Origin of the sequence: Streptomyces sp. NPDC013457, from assembly GCF_043089925.1 — a bacterium.
Taxonomy (GTDB): Bacteria; Actinomycetota; Actinomycetes; order Streptomycetales; family Streptomycetaceae; genus Streptomyces.
In genome coordinates, this window is sequence record NZ_JBICBL010000006.1 from 18,780 (window position 1) to 40,102 (window position 21,323).

Annotated in this window: 17 protein-coding genes and 1 pseudogene; 5 read left to right on the forward strand and 13 right to left on the reverse strand. The window is 73.0% G+C overall.

The window, feature by feature from the left end; all coding sequences use genetic code 11:
* Positions 1–134: 134 nt before the first annotated feature.
* A complete protein-coding gene (locus ACF1G2_RS17375; protein ID WP_391799063.1) occupies positions 135–1,640 on the forward strand; it encodes a cryptochrome/photolyase family protein in 1,506 nt (501 codons plus the stop codon).
* Positions 1,641–1,681: 41 nt separating this feature from the next.
* Positions 1,682–2,938 carry an NAD(P)/FAD-dependent oxidoreductase gene (locus ACF1G2_RS17380; protein WP_391799064.1) on the forward strand — a complete coding sequence of 419 codons (1,257 nt, stop codon included), beginning with the start codon at positions 1,682–1,684 and terminating at the stop codon, positions 2,936–2,938.
* A gap of 60 nt (positions 2,939–2,998) precedes the next feature.
* On the opposite strand, the gene ACF1G2_RS17385 is transcribed toward ACF1G2_RS17380, so the two are convergent.
* The 5 genes and pseudogenes from ACF1G2_RS17385 to ACF1G2_RS17405 all read right to left on the reverse strand — a co-directional run bounded on the left by ACF1G2_RS17385 (position 2,999) and on the right by ACF1G2_RS17405 (position 7,175).
* On the reverse strand, positions 2,999–3,253 hold the full coding sequence (locus ACF1G2_RS17385) for an alkyl sulfatase C-terminal domain-containing protein (RefSeq protein WP_391799065.1): 255 nt from the start codon (positions 3,251–3,253) through the stop codon (positions 2,999–3,001).
* A gap of 142 nt (positions 3,254–3,395) precedes the next feature.
* The gene (locus ACF1G2_RS17390) at positions 3,396–4,901 is read right to left on the reverse strand and encodes a SulP family inorganic anion transporter (protein WP_391799066.1); all 1,506 of its coding nucleotides are present in this window, start codon (positions 4,899–4,901) and stop codon (positions 3,396–3,398) included.
* A 35-nt stretch (positions 4,902–4,936) separates the two neighbouring features.
* Positions 4,937–5,077 (reverse strand): annotated as a pseudogene (locus ACF1G2_RS17395) (carbonic anhydrase); the annotation flags it as partial.
* Positions 5,078–5,146: 69 nt separating this feature from the next.
* Entirely contained in the window at positions 5,147–5,524 is a 378-nt protein-coding gene (locus ACF1G2_RS17400) for a hypothetical protein (RefSeq protein ID WP_391799067.1), read from the reverse strand.
* A gap of 247 nt (positions 5,525–5,771) precedes the next feature.
* The gene (locus ACF1G2_RS17405) at positions 5,772–7,175 is read right to left on the reverse strand and encodes a DUF5685 family protein (protein ID WP_391799068.1); all 1,404 of its coding nucleotides are present in this window, start codon (positions 7,173–7,175) and stop codon (positions 5,772–5,774) included.
* A 330-nt stretch (positions 7,176–7,505) separates the two neighbouring features.
* On the opposite strand from ACF1G2_RS17405, the gene ACF1G2_RS17410 reads away from it, so the two are divergent.
* Complete coding sequence (locus ACF1G2_RS17410) at positions 7,506–7,883, forward strand: FKBP-type peptidyl-prolyl cis-trans isomerase (RefSeq protein WP_391799069.1); 378 nt, start codon at positions 7,506–7,508, stop codon at positions 7,881–7,883.
* Between the two features lie 25 nt (positions 7,884–7,908).
* Here ACF1G2_RS17410 and ACF1G2_RS17415 read toward each other — a convergent pair whose 3' ends face one another.
* Positions 7,909–9,423 carry a DHA2 family efflux MFS transporter permease subunit gene (locus tag ACF1G2_RS17415; protein ID WP_391799070.1) on the reverse strand — a complete coding sequence of 505 codons (1,515 nt, stop codon included), beginning with the start codon at positions 9,421–9,423 and terminating at the stop codon, positions 7,909–7,911.
* Between the two features lie 412 nt (positions 9,424–9,835).
* Here ACF1G2_RS17415 and ACF1G2_RS17420 point away from each other — a divergent pair, with 412 nt between their 5' ends.
* The gene (locus ACF1G2_RS17420; RefSeq protein WP_391799071.1) at positions 9,836–10,753 is read left to right on the forward strand and encodes a squalene/phytoene synthase family protein; all 918 of its coding nucleotides are present in this window, start codon (positions 9,836–9,838) and stop codon (positions 10,751–10,753) included.
* Positions 10,754–11,100: 347 nt separating this feature from the next.
* Positions 11,101–11,637 (forward strand): transglycosylase SLT domain-containing protein, encoded by a 537-nt coding sequence (locus tag ACF1G2_RS17425; protein WP_391799072.1) that lies wholly within the window; start codon positions 11,101–11,103, stop codon positions 11,635–11,637.
* A 113-nt stretch (positions 11,638–11,750) separates the two neighbouring features.
* Here the strand turns inward: ACF1G2_RS17425 and ACF1G2_RS17430 are convergent, their stop codons facing one another.
* The 7 genes from ACF1G2_RS17430 to ACF1G2_RS17460 all read right to left on the reverse strand — a co-directional run bounded on the left by ACF1G2_RS17430 (position 11,751) and on the right by ACF1G2_RS17460 (position 21,323).
* Positions 11,751–12,290 carry a 2'-5' RNA ligase family protein gene (locus ACF1G2_RS17430; RefSeq protein ID WP_391799073.1) on the reverse strand — a complete coding sequence of 180 codons (540 nt, stop codon included), beginning with the start codon at positions 12,288–12,290 and terminating at the stop codon, positions 11,751–11,753.
* A gap of 86 nt (positions 12,291–12,376) precedes the next feature.
* Complete coding sequence (locus ACF1G2_RS17435) at positions 12,377–12,715, reverse strand: hypothetical protein (RefSeq protein ID WP_391799074.1); 339 nt, start codon at positions 12,713–12,715, stop codon at positions 12,377–12,379.
* A gap of 154 nt (positions 12,716–12,869) precedes the next feature.
* Positions 12,870–13,973, reverse strand: coding sequence for a class I SAM-dependent methyltransferase (locus ACF1G2_RS17440; protein ID WP_391799075.1), 1,104 nt, complete (start codon positions 13,971–13,973; stop codon positions 12,870–12,872).
* Positions 13,970–15,166, reverse strand: a complete 1,197-nt coding sequence (locus tag ACF1G2_RS17445) for a glycosyltransferase (RefSeq protein WP_391799076.1) — start codon at positions 15,164–15,166, stop codon at positions 13,970–13,972. Before ACF1G2_RS17445 ends, ACF1G2_RS17440 begins: the two co-directional genes overlap by 4 nt.
* Entirely contained in the window at positions 15,163–16,041 is an 879-nt protein-coding gene (locus ACF1G2_RS17450; protein ID WP_391799077.1) for an alpha/beta fold hydrolase, read from the reverse strand. The genes ACF1G2_RS17445 and ACF1G2_RS17450 overlap by 4 nt, the downstream gene beginning before the upstream one ends.
* Before the next feature lie 3 nt (positions 16,042–16,044).
* Positions 16,045–16,368, reverse strand: coding sequence for an acyl carrier protein (locus ACF1G2_RS17455; RefSeq protein WP_391799078.1), 324 nt, complete (start codon positions 16,366–16,368; stop codon positions 16,045–16,047).
* Positions 16,365–21,323 carry a beta-ketoacyl synthase N-terminal-like domain-containing protein gene (locus ACF1G2_RS17460; RefSeq protein ID WP_391799079.1) on the reverse strand — a complete coding sequence of 1,653 codons (4,959 nt, stop codon included), beginning with the start codon at positions 21,321–21,323 and terminating at the stop codon, positions 16,365–16,367. Before ACF1G2_RS17460 ends, ACF1G2_RS17455 begins: the two co-directional genes overlap by 4 nt.

Sequence of the window (21,323 nt, forward strand, 5' to 3'; positions counted from 1 at the left end):
CGACGTACCGGGGCTCGCTCGTCACCGTGCACGCGACTCCCCGACCCCGCCCCGCGCCTGCCGCATCCGCCGGGCGCCCGCGGGGCGAAGGTGAAGGGACGGTGCGACAGAGCGCCGCGCACGGACGGACGCGCATGACGAACCCACACTGGCTCTTCGGCGATCAGCTCGGTCCCTCCTTCCTCCAGGCGGGGGACGGCGGGCCCGCCCGAGACGCGCCCGTGGTCATGATCGAATCGCGCTCCGTCTTCAGACGCCGCCGTTTCCACCGGGCCAAGGCGCACCTGATCCTGTCGGCGATGCGGCACCGCGCCGCCGAACTCGGCGACCGGGTCACGTACCTGCGGGCGGACACCTACCGGGAAGGACTCCGGAAGGCCGTCGGCCGCGAGCGGGTGACGGTGCACCACCCCACCTCACGGGCGGCCCTGCGTCTCGTACGGTCGCTCGCCGACGTCACGGTGCTGCCTCCGCGCGGGTTCCTGGTCCGGCAGGAGGACTTCGCCGCCTGGGCGGCCGGCCGGCGCACGCTCCGCATGGAAGCCTTCTACCGCCAGGTCCGCCGTGACCACGACCTCCTGATGGAGGGCGGGGAGCCGGCCGGCGGCACCTGGAACCTCGACCACGAGAACCGTCGGCCGCCGCCGCGTGGGGCCCGCTCGCTCGGCGCGTCCCCGCCGTACCGGCCCCGGGAGGACGCCGTCGACGAGGAGGTCCGGCGCGACCTGGACCGCTGGGAACGCGACGGGGACGTCTCCTTCGTCGGCCGCGACGGTCCGCGGGCGTTCCCGGCGGACCGCCGGGAGGCCCTGGCCGCCCTGCGGCGCTTCCTGAGCCACCGGCTCGCCGGGTTCGGCGCGCACGAGGACGCCATGCTCGCCGACGACGCCACCATGAGTCACAGCCTGCTGTCCTCGTCCCTGAACCTCGGGCTGCTCGACCCGGCCGAGTGCGTGGAAGGGGCGGAGGCCGTCTGGCGGGAGGGTGATGCGGCGCTCAACTCGGTCGAGGGGTTCGTCCGGCAGGTCGCCGGCTGGCGCGAGTACGTCTGGCAGCTCTACTGGTACTTCGGCGAGGACTACCGGACGTCGAACGCCCTCGGCCACACCGGTCAGCTGCCCGACTGGTGGGACGACCTCGACGCGGACGCCGTCTCGGCCCGGTGCGTGGCGACGGCACTGCGCCAGGTCAGGGACACCGGATGGACGCACCACATCCCGCGCCTGATGGTCCTGGGCAGCTACGCCCTCCAGCGCGGCTGGGACCCGGCAGCCGTGACGGACTGGTTCCACCGCAGCTTCGTCGACGGATACGACTGGGTGATGCTGCCCAACGTGGTCGGCATGTCGCAGTACGCCGACGGCGGCCGGATGACGACGAAGCCGTACACCTCCGGCGGCGCCTACATCGACCGCATGAGCGACCTGTGCGGGCCCTGCCCCTACCACCCGGACCGGCGCGTCGGCGAGGACGCCTGCCCGTTCACGGCGGGGTACTGGGCCTTCCTCCACCGGCATCGGGACAGCCTCGGCCACAACGCCCGCATGTCCCGGGCGTTGCGTGGTCTCGACCGGTTGCGGGACCTGTCCGCCCTCCTGGAGCAGGAGCGGGAGCGCGCGCAGCGGGACACGCCCCCATGAGCGGTCTCCCCGCAGAGGACAACCCAGGGAAAGAGGACGGCATGGAACGGACGGCGAACAACGGAACATACGACGCGGTGGTCGTGGGAGCAGGCGCCGCCGGCCTGGCCTGCGCCGGTGACCTGAGTGCGGAGGGCCTGCGGGTGGTGCTCCTGGAGGCCGGCGACACGGTAGGCGGGCGGATGCGCACCGACCGGGTGGCCGGATTCACCGTGGACCGCGGCTTCCAGGTCTTCAACACGTCGTATCCGCAGGTGAAGCGCCGCATCGACCTGAGGGCACTGCGGCTGCGGCCGTTCACCCCCGGGGTGCTCGTGCACACCGAAGGCGGGCCGCGCCGGTTCACCGACCCGAGCCGGCGCCTGAGGGAGAGCCGGGATCTGCTCCCCGGACGGCTGGCCTCCGGTCGCGACCTGCTCGCCCTCTCCGCCCTGTCGGCCCGGGACGCGCTGGCCCCGGCGTCGGTGCTGCGGCGCGGCTCCGACGGGACCACCCTCGACGCTCTGGCCGCGGCGGGCGTGTCGCCGCGACTGGTCGAGACGTTCTTCCGGCCGTTCCTGTCCGGCGTCTTTCTGGAGGACCGGCTCGAGACCTCGGCGCGCTTCTTCCACCTGGTGTGGCGGAGCATGCTGCGCGGCACGCTCTGCCTCCCGGCCGGAGGGATCGGCGCCGTGCCCGTCCAGCTCGCGTCCCGGCTGCCGCGGGGCGCGCTGCGTACGGAGACCCCGGTCGCCGCGCTGACACCCGGAGGCGTGACCCTCGCCGACGGCAGCGAAGTGCCGTGCCGCGCCGTCGTCGTGGCGACCGGGCAGCGGGTCGCGGCGGAGCTGCTCCCGGGGCTTCGTGTCCCGGACGGACGGACCGTCACCACGGTGTACCACGCGGCGGCGCGGCCTCCGTCGGAGGAGCCCGTCCTCGTCGTCGACTCCCGGCGCAGGTTCCTCAACACGTGTGTCCTCACCGCCGTCCAGCCCGGGTTCTCCACCGACGGCCGGGCGCTGGTGTCCACCTCGGTGCTGGGCTCCCCCGGCGCGACGGACATGGCACCCCTGCTGCGTGCCCTGGGCGAGGTGTACGGAGCGGACACGGCCGACTGGGAGCTGGTGCACCGCGTCACGGTCACCGACGCGCTGCCGGCGATGCCGGGCCCGACGCCGCTTTCCCGCACCACGCGGTGGGCGCCCGGCCGGTACGTGTGCGGGGACCACCGGGCGACCGGTTCCCTCCAGGGCGCGCTGGCGTCGGGGGCGAGGGCGGCCCGCACGGTCCTGGAGGACCTCCGCTCGGGCGCGGTCTGAGGCGCCCGCGCCGCGGGGCCGACGTACGCCTTCACGAACCGACGTGTGCCGGCCGAACTGTCAGAACAGCGCCCCCCAGGGCGTGACGATGGCGAAGTCGGGGTCGGGCTCGCCGAGAAGGTCCATGAGCCCGGAGAGCCGGCCGAGGTCGCCGTCGACCGTCAGCCGCCCCTCCTCGACCAGATCGGCGGCGGAGGCGGCACCGAGGAGCAGAGCGCGCAGATCGTCCTCGGCGAGCGTCAGCTGGACGTCCGGCGGTGCGGCCGCCGGTCCGGTGCCGGACACGTGTGTGAGCACGCCGTTGCGCAGACGCATACGGGCCAGGCAGCCGGGCAGCCGACTGGCCGCCCGGCTGCCCGGCTGCCTGGTCCCGGCCGGTTGGACCCGGCCGCTCGGGCCTGGCCGCTCAGGCCTGGCCGATCGATCCCGGTCGGCGGTCCCGGTACGAGACCGGGCGTCAGCGCGAGGGGCCCACCGGGGCCGCGGCCGCGTCCTCACGGCGGTCGGGGGCGGTGGCCGCGCGCACGGCCTCGGCGTCCGCGCCGCCGTGCCGTTCCGCCCATGTCTCCAGCGCGGCGCGGCAGGCGTGGTCGAGGTGGTGGACACCGGTGAGGTCCAGGACCACCCGTCGGTCGCTCGGCAGGGCTTCCAGGCTGTCGAGTATCTGGGGCAGCCGAAGGAAGGTGACCGTCCCCTGAAGACGTACGCGGACCACTCCGCGACCGTCGTCGGTCTGTTCGATCCGGAGCTGTGAGGCCTCCCACGCGGCCTTTCCGACCGACAGGGCGAGGCCGATCAGGACGCCTTCGAACATGCCGACCGAGACGATCGCCGCCGCCGTCGCCACGAGGACGACGGCCTCGCCCCGGTGGCGTCGCCACAGTGTCAGGACGCCCTTGAAGGGGATGAGCTTCCAGCCGGCGTGCACGAGGATCCCGGCCAGCGCCGCCAGCGGGATGTACGCGAGGACGGCGGGCAGCAGGGCGACGAAGAGCAGCAGCCAGACACCGTGCAGGATCCGGGACGCCTTGGTCCGGGCGCCGGCCTCGACGTTGGCCGAGCTCCGCACGATGACCGCGGTGAGCGGCAGCGCACCCAGCAGCCCGCACACCGCGTTGCCCGCGCCCTGGGCGACGAGTTCCTTGTCGTACTCCGTGCGCGAACCCGCGTGGAGCCGGTCGACCGCCGCCGCGCTGAACAGCGATTCGGCGGAGGCGATCAGGGCGAACGCGAGGACCGTGCCGAGGAGGACCGGATCGGCGAGGGAGGAGAGGGCTTCCGTGCCCGGCAGGTGGACGGCCTCCAGCACGCCGCCGACCCGCACGGTCTCCACCGGAAGACCGAACACCGCGGTCGCGAGGGCGGCCAGCAGCACTGCCACCAGGGCTCCGGGAACCGCCCGGACCCTGCCGGGCATCCGTCGCCATCCGACGATGACGAGGACGGTGCCGGCGCCGACGGCGAGCGACACGAGGGCCGTGCGGCTGCCCAGTGCCTCGACCAGCGCGCCCGGCAGGCCGGCGAGCTCGTCGAGACCGGAGTCCGGGGCGGGGATGCCCGCCGCGGCGTAGAGCTGCCCGGCGATGATGACCAGCCCGATGCCCGCGAGCATGCCCTCGACGACGGAGAGGGAGATGGCGCGGAACCACCGGCCCCACCGGAGGAGGCCCATGGCGATCTGCAGCACACCGGCCGCCAGCACGATGGCTCCGAGCGCGGCGAGTCCGAAGGCGCGGACCGCTTCGAGGACGAGAACGGTGAGGCCGGCGGCCGGACCGGAGACCTGGAGGCTGCTGCCCCGCATCAGGCCGGTGACGAGACCGCCGACGATGCCGGTGATGAGGCCCAGTTCGGCGGGGACGCCCGAGGCGACGGCGACGCCGAGGCAGAGCGGAAGGGCGACGAGGAAGACGACGAGCGAGGCGGCGACGTCCTGCCGCAGGAAGGGGAAGGAGCGGAGCATCGGGACGTCCTTCCTCACAGTGCCTCGAAGGCGTCGGACCCGGTGACCAGGGCGGGTACGACCCTGGAGTCGGAACAGGTGATGAACAGGACGGGCGGGGACTGGCCCGCGGTACGCGCGGCGAACTCCTCAGAGCGCTGTCCGTATCGGCGGGCGATGTCGACGAGGGGCTGCATGAATGATTCCTCCTGGCGCGCCGTGGGGGCGCGTCGGGCTGACAGGTCGGCGCAGGTCGGCAGCGCCTGTCAGCAGCGGAACACCTGCAGGGCGGAGGAGTCGTGGCGGTCGTTCGGTCTCGGCCCGGTGTCCGTGCCACCGGGGCGGGCCGCCGACGCATCCACGAGCGGGACGGTGCGCGTGACCGCCGGCAGGCAGGGAAGGCCTGCGTTCGCGGCGAGGGGCCGCCGCCGGTCACGGTGGAGGACGGACCCGTCGGAGGTGTCGGCCTCGCCGCCCCCCGCGTGTGCGGACTCGAACGCCGCGGCCGGCGCGACCTGCTGGGCGCAGGGCCGGGGAAGCTGTGTCGCGGACGCGACGGGGGAGAGTGAGAGGCCGGCACAGACGAGGACGAGGGCGTAGAGGAGGGCCGCGCGCAGCGTCGCGGACACGCGGACGGACCACATCCGGGCGCGCCTCCCTCCGGTCGAACCATCATCAGGCTTCACCAAAGCAAGCCCAAGTGCGAGTCAAGGAAGAGTAATACGCCCAAGTGAACGGCGTTCCGCAACACCCTTGCCGTACGAAGGTTTTCGAATGGAATCGGCCTGATGTTGACGCGAACGGCTCCATCGACACGCGTACGCATCGCACGAACGGAGCGGCCCACCAGGATTCCTGGTGGGCCGCTCCTCCGCATGGCTCATCCGTTGTTCAGTCGCAGCAGTCGCAGCAGCACTTGCAGGGGTTGCAGCAGCCTCCGCCACAGCCGTCGCCCGAGCCGCCGCAACCACCGGACCCACCACCGGACCCACCGCCGGAGCCACCGGAGCCGCCGGAGCCACCCGACCCGTGACCTCCGCCCGAACCGCCCGAGGAGCCCCCGGAGTTGCCGCCGCCATGGCCGCCGAACCAGCCCTCACCCCCGGAACCGTCCCTGCCGGACCCGCCGCTGCGATTGCCGTCGCCGAACTGCCAGGACTCCCCGTCACCCGGGTCCGCGTCGTCGTCGCAGCGGCAGCAGTTGTAGCAAAGCCTGCAATCGCCACACAGTCGGCGCACCTCGCGGCAGCGGCGGCACTGCCCCTCCGGCGGCCGGCCCGATGCCGTCGGCGCGCCCCCCGGGCCCGCGACGGCGAGCGCACCGACACCGCACGCCTCGCCCGCGCCGCCCTGCGAGGGCTCTTGCGTCGCCGTACGGCGGCCCAGCCAGGGCAGCATGCGCACGCCGCGCGCCGGGCGGCTGTGCCGATGGTGGCGATGCCGGGGGTCGAAGACCCGATCGACGGCACGCTCCAGCTCGCCGCCCAGAAGCGCCCGCACCAGCCGGCCGTCGACGAACTCGGCGTCGGACAGGGAAAGCCGGATTCCGTGAACGGCGTCGTCGCAGAGCCTGCGGACCTCGGCGCGGTCCGCTCCTGTCACGGCGACGGGGTTCCACGCGCCCGACGCCTCGTCCGCGTCCAGGTCCTCCACCGCGTCCAGCAGATGCGCCAGTCGGCCGAACAGACGACCGGCCTCCGCCAGCGGTTCCGCGTTGGCCGGGCGGTCCGTGAGTACGGCGGTGTACGCGAAGGCGGCGGCGGTCGCCGTCTCCGTGGGCTCCGTGACCGTCAGCAGCGAGCCGCCCGGGCCGGTCGACCGCTCGATCTGCGGCTGCCGCTCGACCGCCTCGAGCAGCACCGCGGTGTCGAAGCCGAGCCGTTCGCCGCCTGCGGCGCCGGCACGGTCCCAGCCCCGCGCGATCCGGCGGGCCGCCAGCGCAGCCGGGCGGCGTCCCAACAGGCCGTCGCCGTCGGCCACATGGTCACGTATCTTCGCGGCGGCCAGCACCAGGGACACCGTCGCCGCAAGCCGTGCGCCCTCGCCCTGCGCCACGTCGGCCGACCGCATCCCGCGCAGCGGGCACGGACCGGCCTCTCGCCGCCAGTCGCCGCTTCGCTCCGACTGAGCTTCGGTCAGTACCGAGATGATCAGACCGTCGTAGTTGGTGGCCACCCTCGCGAACTGCCCGTACTCTCCGCGCAGCGCCAGGCACAGCCCGCACAAGTGCGCCATCCACTCGGTACGCAAGCCCTCGCCCAGCCGATGACGGCATGGCCTGATGATTCCGAACACCGGATCTTCCCCCGTAGATCAGCTACCTGAACGCAGCCGGTCGGACGGCTCACGGACGAAAGTCCGCGCAACTGGTCCGACCGGCATGGACGTCGACGGCATGCGCCGTCGACGTGCGGTCATTTTAGATGGTCTCTTCCGAGGGATGCCCGCGCTGGTCCGGACGCGGCCCCGGTCTGTGGCGGGACCGTCGACGACGAGCACCGGCCCTTGTGGCACGCCGGCCGATCAGTGTTCTCGGTAGCGTGATCCTCGGAGCGCACGGGTGTCACCGTGCACCCGGCCGGTCCGTGCAGGGCGGGCCGCTGGAGAGGAACGAGGCGGCAGGACATGAGCGAACCGACGAAGCCCGAGATCGACCTTCCGGAGGGCGAGGCTCCCACAGAGCTGACCATCCGGGACCTCGTCGTCGGGGACGGGCCCGAGGCGAAGCCGGGCAGGGTGGTCCGGGTTCACTACGTCGGAGTCACCTTCGCGTCCGGCAAGGAGTTCGACGCCTCGTGGGACCGGGACCAACCCTTCAAGTTCGCCGTGGGCGGCGGCAGGGTCATCAAGGGCTGGGACCGGGGAGTCAGGGGGATGAAGGTCGGCGGCAGGCGCGAGATCATCGTTCCCCCGCGCCTCGGCTACGGCAACCAGTCCCCCACCCCGTTGATCCCGGCCGGTTCCACGCTCGTCTTCGTGGTGGACCTGCTCTCCGTGGCCTGAGGAGGACCTGGCCGCCCGGCAGCACCTAGGTGGTTGTGGGTGCGGTCTTGGTCGCCGTGGTGCCGTCTTCGTCCTGGGCCTCTGGCGCAGCGGGGGCCTGCGGGACGGGCGGCGTACGGACGAGCAGCGCGACCAGGACCGTCAGCCCTCCGAGTACGGCGCCAATGCCGAACCCCCACCGGATACCCGTGGCCAGGGCCTCCGTCGGGCCGGCGCCGTAGGCTGCTGCCGTGGCGGCGCGTCCCGACATGACACTGATGACCAGGGCGGTGCCTGCGGCGGCCGCGACCTGCTGGAGCGAGCCCAGGATGGCCGAGCCGTGGGGGTAGAGGTGCGGCGGAAGCACGGACAGACCCGAGGTGAAGACGGGGGTGAAGACGAACGCCATGCCGGCGCTCAGGGCGACGTGAAGGGCGAGCACGACCCACGGAGACGTCTCTTCGCCCGTGAGGGCGAACAGCGCCAGGCAGAGCGCGGTGAGCACGGCTCCCGGGACGACCAGCCGCGGCGCGCCGAGCCGGTCGTAGAGCTTGCCGACCTGAGGCCCGAGCAGGCCCATCGTCAGGCCGCCCGGGATGAGGAGCAGCCCGGTCTGCAGTGAGGTCAGCCCGCACACCTCCTGCAGGTAGATCGGAAGCAGGATGAACGCACCCATGAGCGCCATGAAGGACAGACACATCAGGCCGAGCGCCACGGAGAAGTGACGGAACGTCAGGGCGCGCAGGTCGAGGAGCGGCGTGGACGAGCGCTGCAAGGCCAGCTGCCGCCAGGTGAAGAGGCCGACCAGCACGGCACCGACCAGGGTCGTCGCCTCCGGCAGCACGACCGCCGTTGCCTCGTCCCCGGCACCGAGGCCGCTCAGGCCGTAGACCAGGGCGCCGAAGCCCGCTGCCGCCAGAGGGACGGACAGCCAGTCGATCGGACCGGCCTGCGGTTCGCCGATGTTGACCAGCTTGCGCTGACCGACTATCGCCATGGCCGCGGCGATGGGCAGGACCGCCAGGAACAGCAGGCGCCAGTTGCCCAGCTGCAGCAGCACGCCGGAGACCGCCGGACCGAGGGCGGGCGCGACGGAGATGACGAGGGTGATGTTGCCCATGACCCGGCCGCGGTCCTGCGGGGGCACGAGGGTCATCAGCGTCGTCATGAGCAGAGGCATCATGACGGCGGTGCCGCCGGCCTGGATGACACGCGCGACCAGGAGCACGGGGAAGGCGGGCGCGGCCGCGGCCAGCGCCGTACCGACGAGGAACAGCGCCATGGCCAGGCCGAAGGCGGTCCGGGTCGTCACGCGCTGGAGGAACCACCCGGTCACCGGGATGACGACGGCCATGGTGAGCATGAAGGCCGTGGACAGCCACCCCGCGGCTGCCGCCGTGACCTCGAACTCGCGCATGAGCCGCGGGATCGCGTTGACCATGATCGTCTCGTTGAGGAGAACGACGAACGTGGACAGCACGAGGATCCGCAGCACGGCAGTGACACGGTCGGGCGAGTGGGTGGGGGTTGCGTGGGGTGCGAGCATGGCGCCTTCCGTCATGTGAGTGTCCTCCGCGCGTAGCAGGTCACACCGACAGACCGCGGCGCCGGGAAGAACTCATCGGTGTTCCCCGATCCTGTCCGTCCCACCGCCCGAGCTCAAGCCATTTAACGGCTGCCGCGAACGGCGTCGGAACGGTCCGGGACACGGTCCTCGACCGTTCCCGTGCCGCGCAGCCCGCCTCGGTCGACGTATCAGCGAGCCCGGTGGCGGACACCGTCGGCGAGGGGCACGAACCGTGACGACTCCGCCCATCCACGAGACGCGCTTCTCTCGCGCGACGCTGCACGCCGGAACCCGGGACGCAGCGACGGCGAGACTGCACGGCGGCAGCGTGACCGACCGGGCGTGTGGAGGAATGGTGCACCAGGCGTCGTCGTAGGCTCTCAGCGGGCGTGGAGAGGGGATCGGTATGTGGCAGCGGCATCTCGACCGGGCCGGGGTCAGGGAGCCGCGGCTACGGCGGGACTACACGGAGCAGCGCCGGGCGGTGCGAAGGTTCGCGACCGCCGAGTACGCGGCCGCGCGGCTGCTGCTCCCCGCCGCACTTCTGCCCCATGTCGTCGCCGCTGTCGCCTTCATGCACGACACCGACGACCGGATCGATCGCGGGGCGCCGGACGTTCGGGCGGCCGCGCTCGTGGAGTGGGGCGGGCTCGTGCGGAAGGCGTTCGCCGAGGGTGACTCCGCGCTGCCCGTCCTGCGTTGCCTGGTGAGCACCGCCGAGCGGCACCCGAGCGTGCGCGCCCACGTGGACGCGTTCCTGCGGGGCTGCGAGCGCGAGGTGGCGTGGCGCACCATCGCGGACGAGGAGCAGCTGGAGCGGTATGTGCGGGAGTACTCGCTGCCCGCGCTGATGCTCACAGCCTGTCTCCTCGCCCCCGCCGGCGCGCCGGCCCGGGAAGCGTTCACGGACGGCTGTCACCGTCTCATCCACGCCATGCAGCGCATCGACTTCCTGGAGGATCTGGCCGAGGACGTGCGCGGGGGCCGGACAGGTGTCCCCGCCGACGCGGTGGCACGCCACGGCGCGGACCTCACCCGGCCCGACGCCGCCCTGGGCCGGCTCGTCCAGGAGCAGGCGGACCGGGCCGCCACCGGCCTTGCGGCGGCCGCGGCCCTCGCGGGCGTGGTGGACCCGCCGTACCGACCCTTCATCCGCGCCCTCGTGGGTGTCCAGTCCCTCCGCCTCGACGCGGTACGCCGGGCGGGCGCGACGTTGGCGACGCACGGCTCCGGGCCCCCCGCGCCGGCGGCGGCCCTTCTCCTGCTGCGGGAGACGGCTGCGCGGGCGGCCAGCGCACGGAGTGTGATCTCGCATGATCGGTGAGTCATGTGGAAGCCCGGGCAGGAGGCGTGGCTGTGATGCCCCGCACAGGAGCCACGTCACGTCTTAGGAGAGGTAGTACTGCGGCGTTCCGCGGTGCCGCGCCCTGGCGCCTTGCGTACGACCGGCAGGGCATTTGCTACGTGATGGGGTAGTACGTCACATCCTTGCGCCGCGATCGGTGGGGCCCTAACCATGGCTGTCGTTGCGGGGATCCCGGTACGGGCCGGAGCACAGCACGCTCGCCCGACCGCCCGATCCCCCAGCCGCCTCGCGGAGAGCCGCTTCTTGCGCCGTACCGCGTTCGGCCGGCATCCCCACGTCGTCCCCAGATGGAGAGTCACTCGCGTATGACCGCCCCCACGCAGAACACCACCCGCCGCATCGTCCGCTTCCGCAAGCTGTCCGTCGCAGGCATAGCCACCGCCGGTGCCGCAGCCGCGGCGCTCACGCTGGCCCCTTCGCCCGCTCAGGCCGCCCCGGTACCGGCGAACGTCTCGGCGTCCCAGGTGTCGGCGGTGGACGCTCCGGTCGCGAAGAAGGCCAAGAAGGCGAAGAAGCAGTACGCCGACAACCTCGACGGCTGGATCAAGGAAGCCCTGGACATCATGAAGTCCGAGGACATCCCCGGCAGCTACGAGGGCCTGCACCGCAACATCATGCGTGAGTCCTCCGGCAACCCCGACGCCCAGAACAACTGGGACGTGAACGCGCAGAACGGGACGCCGTCGAAGGGCCTGCTGCAGGTCATCCAGCCCACGTTCGACGCCTACCACGTCCCCGGCACCCCGCACGACCTGACCGACCCGGTCGCCAACATCACCGCGGCCGCCAACTACGCGGCCGACAAGTACGGCTCGATCGACAACGTCGACTCCGCCTACTGATCACCTTCCCCGGCCCGACAGCCGCCTCGCAGGCGGCCGTGACGGGGGAACACGACGAGGGGCCCGGCTGAGCCGGGCCCCTCAACCATGGTCGCGGGACAGGATCGAGCTGTTCATCCCCCGAGCGGGAAAGACGCCCGTTCCTGCCACTTCGTCCCGTCAAACACGATGAGTTCGACCGACGAGACGCGCGAGGTGAACGGGAGCTTGCCGAAGAGCTCGGCCTCGATCTCTTCCATGACGGTGTCGTCCTGACCTTGAGAGACGGTCAGGTGCGGCACGATCTCGGCGAACCGGCCGCCGTACGGCGGTGCCTCAGGCCAATGGTCGGCGATCGCCTCCGTGAGCCGCCGCAGCGGCGTGTCAGGTTCGGGGACGAGAAAGAGCACTTCCGGAAGCCGCCCGCATCTCTCGAACCGCAGGTCGAACGCCGGGTGGCTGCCCAGCACCTCGGCGAGAGCGGAGTGGACGAGCGCGTCTGTCCGGCTCTCGTCGAGGAACGGGAAGAGCACCGTGACGTGGGCTGGGACCCCGGCGCGGGCTGAGGGGTCGAGCCGTTCACGCCACCTGCGGACCGCCGGCTCCGCCTCCGGAATCCGGACGATGAGCGCCGTCATGCCCGCCTGAAACCCACTATTCCTGTCATCTGCCATGACACCGGAGGGTGTCATGGCAGCCGCAGACGGCGCGCTCCGATTCCGCTGCTCGGTCTTCCCTCCGGCCCGGTCGGGGGAAGCCCTCAGGGGCCTTCGTCGAACAGTCCGGCCTCCACCTGGAAGGCCAGCGTCTGCAGCACCTCGGTCGACGAGATGTCGCTCTGGCCGCTGTCGTGCGTCATGGCCAGGCTGGTGAAGGCCAAGGTGAAGCCCGCGACCATGGTCTGCAACGCGGGTCCGAGAGCCGAAGCGACGAGCCGGGCCACCTCCTGCGGGGTGGCATCGGCCGGCACCCTGATGGAGGGCAGCATCTCGTTCAACATCTGCGTCACCACGCTGGATCCGAACTCGGAGCTGTCCTCGTTCTCCCCTGCCTCCGCGGCGCGGCGGATCTCCGCGGCCTCCGTCAGGATGCCGATCACTCGTTTCAGAACCTCAGCTCGCTGCATCCGACAGAGCCTAGGCCCACCGTGGCCGGCCAGTCTCGACCTCTGCTCGCGCACACCGGGACCGCAGCTGCGGGCGGCCGCGGTCGGTCAAGAGCGATCAGACATCGGTGCCCTTCCGGGCAGCCCGTCAGTCGGGCACGTACGAGGTGCTGTCGGGTCCCCGTCTGGCTATCAGGCGGTACGCGTTCGTCAGCCGTAGGCGGCCGGCGAGCGGGCGGGCCGCCAGCCGGTCCAGGGTGGTCGCCGCCAGCAGCAGGGGTACGCCGGCGAGCAGGACGGCCGTCCTCGCCGCGCGGCGCCACGGTCCGGGTGGGGAGGAGAGCCACGGCAGGTCCTCTCGTGGGGCGAGCGCGTCGAGTGCGATCCATGTCGCGGCCACCAGGTCGACCGCGTCGTGCGCCTCGGTGCGTTCCTCGGCGAGGACGGTGAAACCCGTCTCGGTCAGCCGACGGCGCAGGTTCGCCGCCGGTGCGAGGTGCAGGTGCTGCGGCTGGAGCCAGGGCAGCCACCAGCGGCCCAGCAGCCGCGCGAACCGGCTCTCGGGGTCCGGGACGTCGATCACCAGCAGCCCGCCCGGCCGTAGCACGGTGTGCGCGGCCTCCAGTTCCCGCCAGGGGTCGGTGGAGTGCTCCAGGTAGTGGAACATGCTCACCACGTCGTACGAGCAGGCCATCGGCTCGGCGAGCTCGGGGAACGTTCCCCGGTGGCCCCGGCGTACGCGGCCGGCCCGCTCGGCGAGTTCGGCGCCTTCGGAGCGGTCCAGGCCGTCGAAGACAACTGCCGGGAGCACGGTCCGGGCGTTCTCGCAGAAGTGGCCGTGTCCGGTGCCGACGTCCAGCCACTCGGCGGCGGCTCCCGCGAGGTGCGGCCGTAGGGACTTCGCCCGGGAGTGGTATGCCGCGACGCGCCCGCCGAACAGGCCGCCGAGGCGCTCCTCGCCGAGGCCGTCGTAGAAGTCCCGGTAGTAGAAGGCGAGTCCGCGCTCGTTCAGCCGGGGATTCTGGAACACGTGGGCGCAGTCGTGGCAGCGGTCGAGGGTGAAGACGCCGGGCTTGTGCTGGAGCAGGTCCGTGGTGCGCAGATGCTCGCCGAGCCGGGGCGAGCCGCACCAGGGACACACAAGGGCGCGTGGTGCGAAGAACGCGGCGGTGCCCTCGGCCAGATCCTTGCCGTACGCGGAGCGCAGTGCGGCCACCCGAAGCGTACGGGCCTCGCGGGATACGGAACTCATGCGTCCTCCTTCTTGCCCTCGGCCAGCCGTTCCAGATGGAGGGCGGCGGCCGTGGCGCCGCCCGCGCTGCGGAAGGCCCGTGCGACGTGGCGGGCCGCCTCCCGGGGACGTGGGTCGGAAAGGACGGTGTCGACGGCCGCCCCGATCGTGTCCGCGGATGCCCGGCCGAAGCGGATCCGTACACCGGCCCCGGCATCGGCCACCTGCGCGGCGACGACCGGCTGGTCGTCCCGGATGGGCGCCACCACCAGGGGGACGCCGTGCCAGAGCGCCTCGCACACGGTGTTGTGCCCCGCGTGGCAGACGACAGCGTCGGCGTGCGCGAGCAGCTCCAGCTGAGGGACCACGGGCAGGGTGATGACATCCCGGTCTTCAGGTCCGGTGCCGAGGGTGCCCTCCGGATCGACGACGACGGCCTGCACCCGGTCGGACCGGGCTCGCAGCGCCTGGGCCGCACGGTCCAGGAAACGCGCCCCCACATCGGTGTTGGCGGTGCCCAGGGTGACCAGGACCAGTGACCGTCTCGGATCGAGCCGCTTCCAGGGGAAGGCGGCGGCGGAAGGCCGGGCGGTCAGGGAGGGGCCGACCCAGCGCACCCGGTCGCCGCCCCGCGCGGGAGACCCCGCCAGCTCCGGGGTGCTGAAGGCGAGCACGAGGTACGGAGAGAAGCGCGGGTCGCCGCTCCCCGCAGGATCGCCGATCCGGGCACGCAGCTCACCCAGCAACGCCGCGTTCCAGGCGGCGACGCGGGGCATCGACGCCAGAGCGTCCGTGAACTCGGCCGAGGTCGTCGCCGACGTGGCCCACGGCAGCCCCAGATCCTCGGCGACAAGGGCGCCTGCCAGTGCCTGCTGGTCGGCGACGACCACGTCGGGCCGGAAGGCGTCGACCGCCCGCCGTACGCCGGGCGCCATCGCCTCGGCGAGCGGGACGAGGAAACGCTCCCACAGGAACCGCAGCGCCTCAGGGCCGCGGATCTCCGAGGGCCGTGTGCTCTGTTCGGCGCCCCCGGCGGCCGCGGCGGCCGGTGGGCACGGGTGGACGGTCGCGTCCCCGCCCGCGAGGCGCTGGACGAGGGCGGGCTCGCCCGCCCATGCCACCTGGTGGCCCCGGGAGGTGAGCGCCGCCGCGACGCCCACGGCCGGGTTGATGTGCCCGACCAGCGGCGGTACGACGAAGAGGAAACGGCTCACCGGACACGCACCGCGTCGCGGTCGCCGGCCGGGGACGCGTGCCGGCCCACCCAGTCCAGGACGAGATCGCGTACCCGGCCCGGCGCCTCCACCAGAACCGAGTGCTGGTGACCTGGGAGCGACTCGGTCGCGCAGTGCGGCAACAGCGACCGTATCCGCGGTGCCTGCGCGGCCAGATCCGAGTCGGCGCCGTAGAGGGCGAGGACCGGGCAGCGGATCGCGCGCACGTCGTCGTCGCCCAGGACCGCGCTCGCCGGGATGTCCCGGGCGAGGGTGGTGTCACGGACGAGCCGGCCGGCGGATTTCGCCAACCGGGCGGTGTGGCCACCGTGATGGGCGGCGATCCAGTCGAGAGCGGCGTCCTCGTTCACGCTCATCTCATGGCGGACCCGCTCCAGCAGACCGCCGAGCTTGACCGCCCAGGACGGGGTGGCCGGCTCCGACTCGATCACCACCATGCCGGCGACCCGCTCCGGCCGGAGCAGCGCGTATCCGAACGCGACCGTACCGCCGAAGGAGTTGCCCACCAGATGGACCGGGTTCTGGATGTCGAGTCGATCCAGGAGTGCGTCCAGGTCGTGGACGAACGCCCCGAGCGTGTAGCCGCGCTCGGGCCGTCCGCTGCGGCCGTGGCCCCGGTGGTCGTACATGACCACGTCCAGGCCGGCGGCCGCGAGGGCCGGAGCGACGGTGAAGTAGTAGCTGGCCAGGCTGTCGGTGAGCAGCCCGTGGAGCAGGACTACCGTGGCGTCCTGGGCGGCGGCTCCATCGCCGAGGGGGGTGGCGGCCGTTCCGTCGGCGGGGCGCGCGGCTGCCGGGCGGGCGGCCAGGCGCTGGACGTGCAACCGGACGTCGCCGGTGTCGACGATCGCCATGGCTCAGTCCCGCCCCTCGGCCTTCAGGCACAGACAGACGTGCTCGACGAGCCGGCCCACGCTGAGTTCGACGATCTCCTCCAGCTCCATGGAGGCCACGAACTCGGCGAAGTCGACGGTGCTGCCGTAACGGTCCCGGAGCAGGCCGGCGAGCGTCACGAGATCGATGCTCTCCAGTTCGAGGTCGCGGCCGAAGCGCGTCTCCATCGTGATCTCGGTGTCGTCGAGTTCGTACTCCACCAGGACCTGTTCGATCATGTCCGTCAGTTCGGCGAGAACCGCCGCCTCGTCCGCCCGCGCGGAGTCGAAGGGCTGGGTGGTGGTCACGTCTGATCCCTCTCGTCACGTTCGGTGCCCGCCCCCGGCTGCTCCGGGTCCGGGCCGGTGGTCCAGGCGACGACGTACACGCGCGGTGGCAGGCCCGGCGGATTGGCGACGCGTTCGCAGCTCACCCGGTACGTACGGGTGGGCGCGTCCGGCGGGCGCACGGTCACGGTCAGCCGGTTGCCTTCCGCGCCCGTCACCTCGAAGGCGCGCGGCCGTCCGCCCAGACCCGTGCCCTCGGCCTTGGCGACCGCCTCCTTCGCCGCCCAGAAGCGCGTGAACCACAGCGCCGCCTGCTCCCCGCCCCCGTCCCCTCCGACGGCCTGGCGGGCCGCCAGCAGTTCCTGTTCGGCCGGGGAGAGCGCGGTGGCGACGGTCGCCCCGCCGGGCAGGGTGACCTCCTCGATGTCGATCCCCACGCCGCATCCGCCTGCGCCGGAGCCCTCGTCGGCGCCCCGGGGCCGGTGCGGGTGCGGGTATCGGTATCGATGGTGGTGCCGGTGCTGGGCCAGGGCGACACCGGCCTCGGCGCAGTGGGCGACCGACACGTCCAGCGGCGGGAGTTCCCGCCCGTGACGGCCGGTGACGTACGGACGCCCCGACGCCTCGTTGCCGACGACGAGCTCGGCGGGGTACACCGGCCCCTCCCCGTCCGCCCACAGCAGGCGACGCACGGCGTCCTTGGCCGCGATCCGTCCGAGCAGCCACTGCCGGCGGCCCCGCGGTGACCGCTCCGCGTACGCCGAACGTTCCGGGCCGCCCAGCGCGTTGCGCATGATCAGCTCCCTTGAGGCGAGGTCGGGCCAGCGCTCGAAGACCAGTGACCAGCCGCCGGGCCGAACGGCGGAGAGCGTGTTGCGGTCCGGGAACCGTTCCACAGGCCGGGTGTGCGGGTCGTTGTCGAAGCGCCGGTCCTGCCAGCCGGTCAGCTGTGCCCACACCCGCCCGGAGACGGTGAGCACCGCGTCCGCTTCGAGGACCGTGTCGGTGAGGGACACGATCCGGATCACGCATTCCACCGGTGTGCCGGGGGCCGGGTGAGGGCCGAAGAAGCGCATCTGTCGCATCCGCACGGGGAAGACCACGGTGCGTTCGGTGTGCGTCGCCATGATCCAGTAGCCGAGCACCTGGCCCACGTTGTCCAGCAGAGCGCCCGGCGCCGGCGGGGTGGTCAATGTGGCGCGCACGTGCCGGTCGCCGATGGCGGTCAGCCGGCTCATGCCCTGGTACGACGGACCGTGGAACATCCACCGCTCGCGGTAGACCTGCTGCGCGGTGTGCGCGGGCACGCGCTCGGAGCCGGGCTCAGGGGACGGAGGGGCAGGCGGCGCCTCGGGGTGACGGTCTGCCAGCTCCACCACGGCGCGGGCGTCGGGGCCGAACGACACCACGACCCGGTCCCGCCCCTGCGAGGTCACTGTGACGGGCACGTCCACGGGATCGGCTGCCGTGAGCCACCGGTCGAAGCACGCGTCCTGCACGGCTACGGCCACGCTGCCCGGCACGGCCCGCTCGGCCGCCGCCATCAGGTGCGCCACGATCGTGGTGGCCGGCACGACGGGCCAGCGGTCGGCGACGTCGGGCCAGCCTTCGCGCTGCGGGAAGAAGCAGTGGTCGAGCAGGTACGGCATCTGATCCACGCCGACCCGTACGCGGTCGTGCCACGCCGTGCCGGGAGCCCGTGGGTCGGCCGACGCGGACCCAGCCCCGGACTCGGACTCCCACTCCGACTGCACGGGCACGGCGGGCGCAGACCCGGACGGTGCGGTCGGGGGGGCGGCGGTGCTCCTGACCGACGCTGTCGCCGGTCGCCCGGACGTACGGGGCGTCCCCGCCGTTGCCATCAGGGTCGCGGCCGTCTGCGCGGTCTCCCTCAGCAGGGCCGACAGTTCGCCGGCCAGAGGCGACACGGTCGCGGCCGGTTCGAGAGCGGCGGCCGGATCCGCGGTCCGGTCCGCGGCCTGGTCCCGGGTCAGCGCGGCCACGAGCGCCGGGTCCGGCGCCAGGTTCACCAGCGCGCTGCCCAGGTCGAGGCGGACACGTTGCCCGGCCGACGCCGGGGCGGGCGGGGACGACGGGACGGGGGACGACGGGGCGGCGGCGACACGCGGCCCGGGTGCGTTCAGCAGGCGGGGGTCGGTCTCCGCCCCGGCCGTCCACAGCGCGGTGGCCACCCTTCGGAGCTGTGCCAGGCCTGAGCGGTGCGGGGAGTTGGCGGCAACGACCAAGTGGTCCCGGCCGGCCAGCGTGTCACCGACGAGTGAGCCGAGCTGCCCCGGCCCGGCCTGGACGAAGACCCTGAAGCCCGCTCCGTACAGAGCCTCGGTCAGCCTCCGGAAGCGGACCGGTTCGAGGAGATGGCGTACGAACAGGGCGCGGACCGCGGCCTCTTCCCCGGGGAAAGGCGCCGCCGTCGTGCCCGACCAGACAGGAACGTGAGGGGCCCGCAGCCGCATTCCGTCGGCGGCCGCCTTGATGGGCCCCAGGAGCGGTTCGAGCATCGGAGTGTGGAAGCCGGAGCGGAACGGCAGGACTCGGACGAGGACGCCCTCGGCGCGCAGTCCGGCCGCGAACCTCTCCACGGCCTCGGGAGGGCCGCACACCATCGACTGGTTCGGGGCGTTGTCGTGGGAGAGGACGACGGACGGATGTCCGCCGTCGGCCAGGCGCCGGGTCACCCGGTCCGCGTGGGCGCCCACGGCGGCGTACGCGAGGTCGACGCCCCGGACCGACTCGGGGTCGAGGGCGGTCATGAAAGCGTCGACGGCCGCCTCTTCGTAGAGCCCGCCGACGGCCATCGCCGTCCATTCGCCGACACTGTGCCCGGCCACGGCGTCGGGGACGACGCCGATGCGGCGCAGGGCTGTGTCGAGCAGCCGTCCGACGGCGACGACACCGAGCCCGTGACGGCCGAGGCCGCCACCGGGCTCGCGCGTCCGGCCGTCGAGGTTCGGCGCAGGCGCGGGGAGGAGCGGACGGGGCAGCCCGAAGTGGTCGGCGATGTCGTCGACACGGGGCGCGAACTCCCCTTCCAGGCCGGGGAAGAGGAAGGCGGTCCTGCCCCTCGCGCCGCAGCCGAGCAGGGGGCCGGGACGGAACCAGACGTCGTTGCGACCGTGCCAGGCCTCCCCCTTGGCGACGACCCGGCGGGCCAGTGCGAGCCGCTTGGGCGTGGGGCCGACGATGCCCAGCCGTACGGGTCCCGCGTCCACACCGGGCGGAGTGCGCGGGTCGGCTGCGTCGAGCAGCGCGCCGAGCGCCTGGGGCGTCGCCGCGCTCACCAGCAGCACGGGCTCGCTCTCCTGGACCACGGCCCGGGGCGGCCCCGCAGGTGCGGCGAGGTGCGCTGTCGTGAAGGGAGGGCCACCGGAGGTCGCGGGCGCCTGTTCGAGGACGACGTGGGCGTTGATGCCCCCGAAGCCGAACGCGTTCACGGCGGCCCGCCGCGGCCGACCCGGCCCGTGCACCCATGGAACCGCTTGGGAGAGCGGGGCGAAGCGGGTGGAGGCCAGCGCCGGATGCGGGTCCTCGCAGTGCAGCGTGGGCAGCAGCGTGCCGTGGTGGACGGCGAGGGCGGCCTTGACCAGTCCCGCGACGCCGGCCGCCGGCATGGCGTGCCCGATCATGGACTTCACCGAACCGATCACCGGCCGGTTCCCGGGATCGGCTCGATCCGACGGATCCGTGGCGTCCGCCGTCGCCACTCCGGACCGCCCCGCCGACTCTGGTGACCCTGGCGGCCCGAACACCTCGCGCAGCGTGGCAAGTTCGGCGGCGTCACCGGCCGGAGTACCGGTGCCGTGGGCCTCCAGCAGGCCGAGAGAGCCCGGCTCCGCGGGATCGAGACCGGCGGCCCGCCACGCGGCCCGGACCGCCCGTGTCTGCCCGGCGGGATCGGGATTGACCAGCCCCGAGGTGCGGCCGTCACTGCTGACACCGGTCCCCCGGATCACGGCGTAGACCCGGTCGCCGTCCCGCTCGGCGTCGGCGAGGCGCTTGAGCACCACCACCCCCGTGCCCTCACCGATGAGGATGCCGTCCGCGCCCCGGTGGAAGGGGCGGATCCGTTCACTGGGCGAGAGAGCGCGCAGCTGCGCGAAGACGCTCCACAACGTGATGTCGTGGCAGTGGTGCACACCTCCGGCCAGCATCACGTCGCAGCGTCCGGAGACGAGCGCGGCCACCGCCTGGTCCACGGCCAGCAACGACGAGGCACACGCCGCGTCGACGGTGTAGGCGGGGCCGCGCAGATCGAGACGGTTGGCCACCCGGGAGGCGGCGAGATTGGGCACCAGACCGATGGCGTCCTCCGGCCGTCCGGGCCCGAGACGGTCGGTGAACGCCTCCCGTACGCGCTCCAGTTGCCCCTCGTCCAGGCCGGGCACGAGATCACCGAGTGTGCGGACGAGCTGCCGGGCCGTACGGACACGCTGGTCGAGGCGGACCAGGCCCGGCGTGAGGTAGCCACCGCGGCCGAGGACGATCCCGACCCGGTCGCGGTCGGGAAGCCGTTCCGTGCCGCCCGCGTCCGCGAGGGCGCTCGCCGCGACGTGCAGGGCGATGAGCTGGTCGGGCTCCGTACCTGGCACCGAGTGCGGCATGACGCCGAACCGCGTGACGTCGACCTCTGCGACGGCGTCGACGAAGCCGCCCCGCCGGCAGTACACCCGGTCGGCGACGGCCGGTTCCGAGGCACTGCCCGGGTGGTAGTACGCGCTGTCCCAGCGTCCCGGAGGCACGTCGCCGATCATGTCGGCGCCGGTGGTGAGGTTCTGCCAGTACGTCGCCAGGTCGGGCGCACCGGGCAGCATCACCGCCATGCCGGTGATGGCGACGGGCGCGTGGGCCGCCGCTGCGTACGACGCGTGGGCGGCACCTCCGGACGAGAAGGGCCTGCGGGCGGCGCCTGCGGGCGCGAGCGGCGCGGCGCCGGCCCCCTGGTGGGCGGGGAGGGTCAT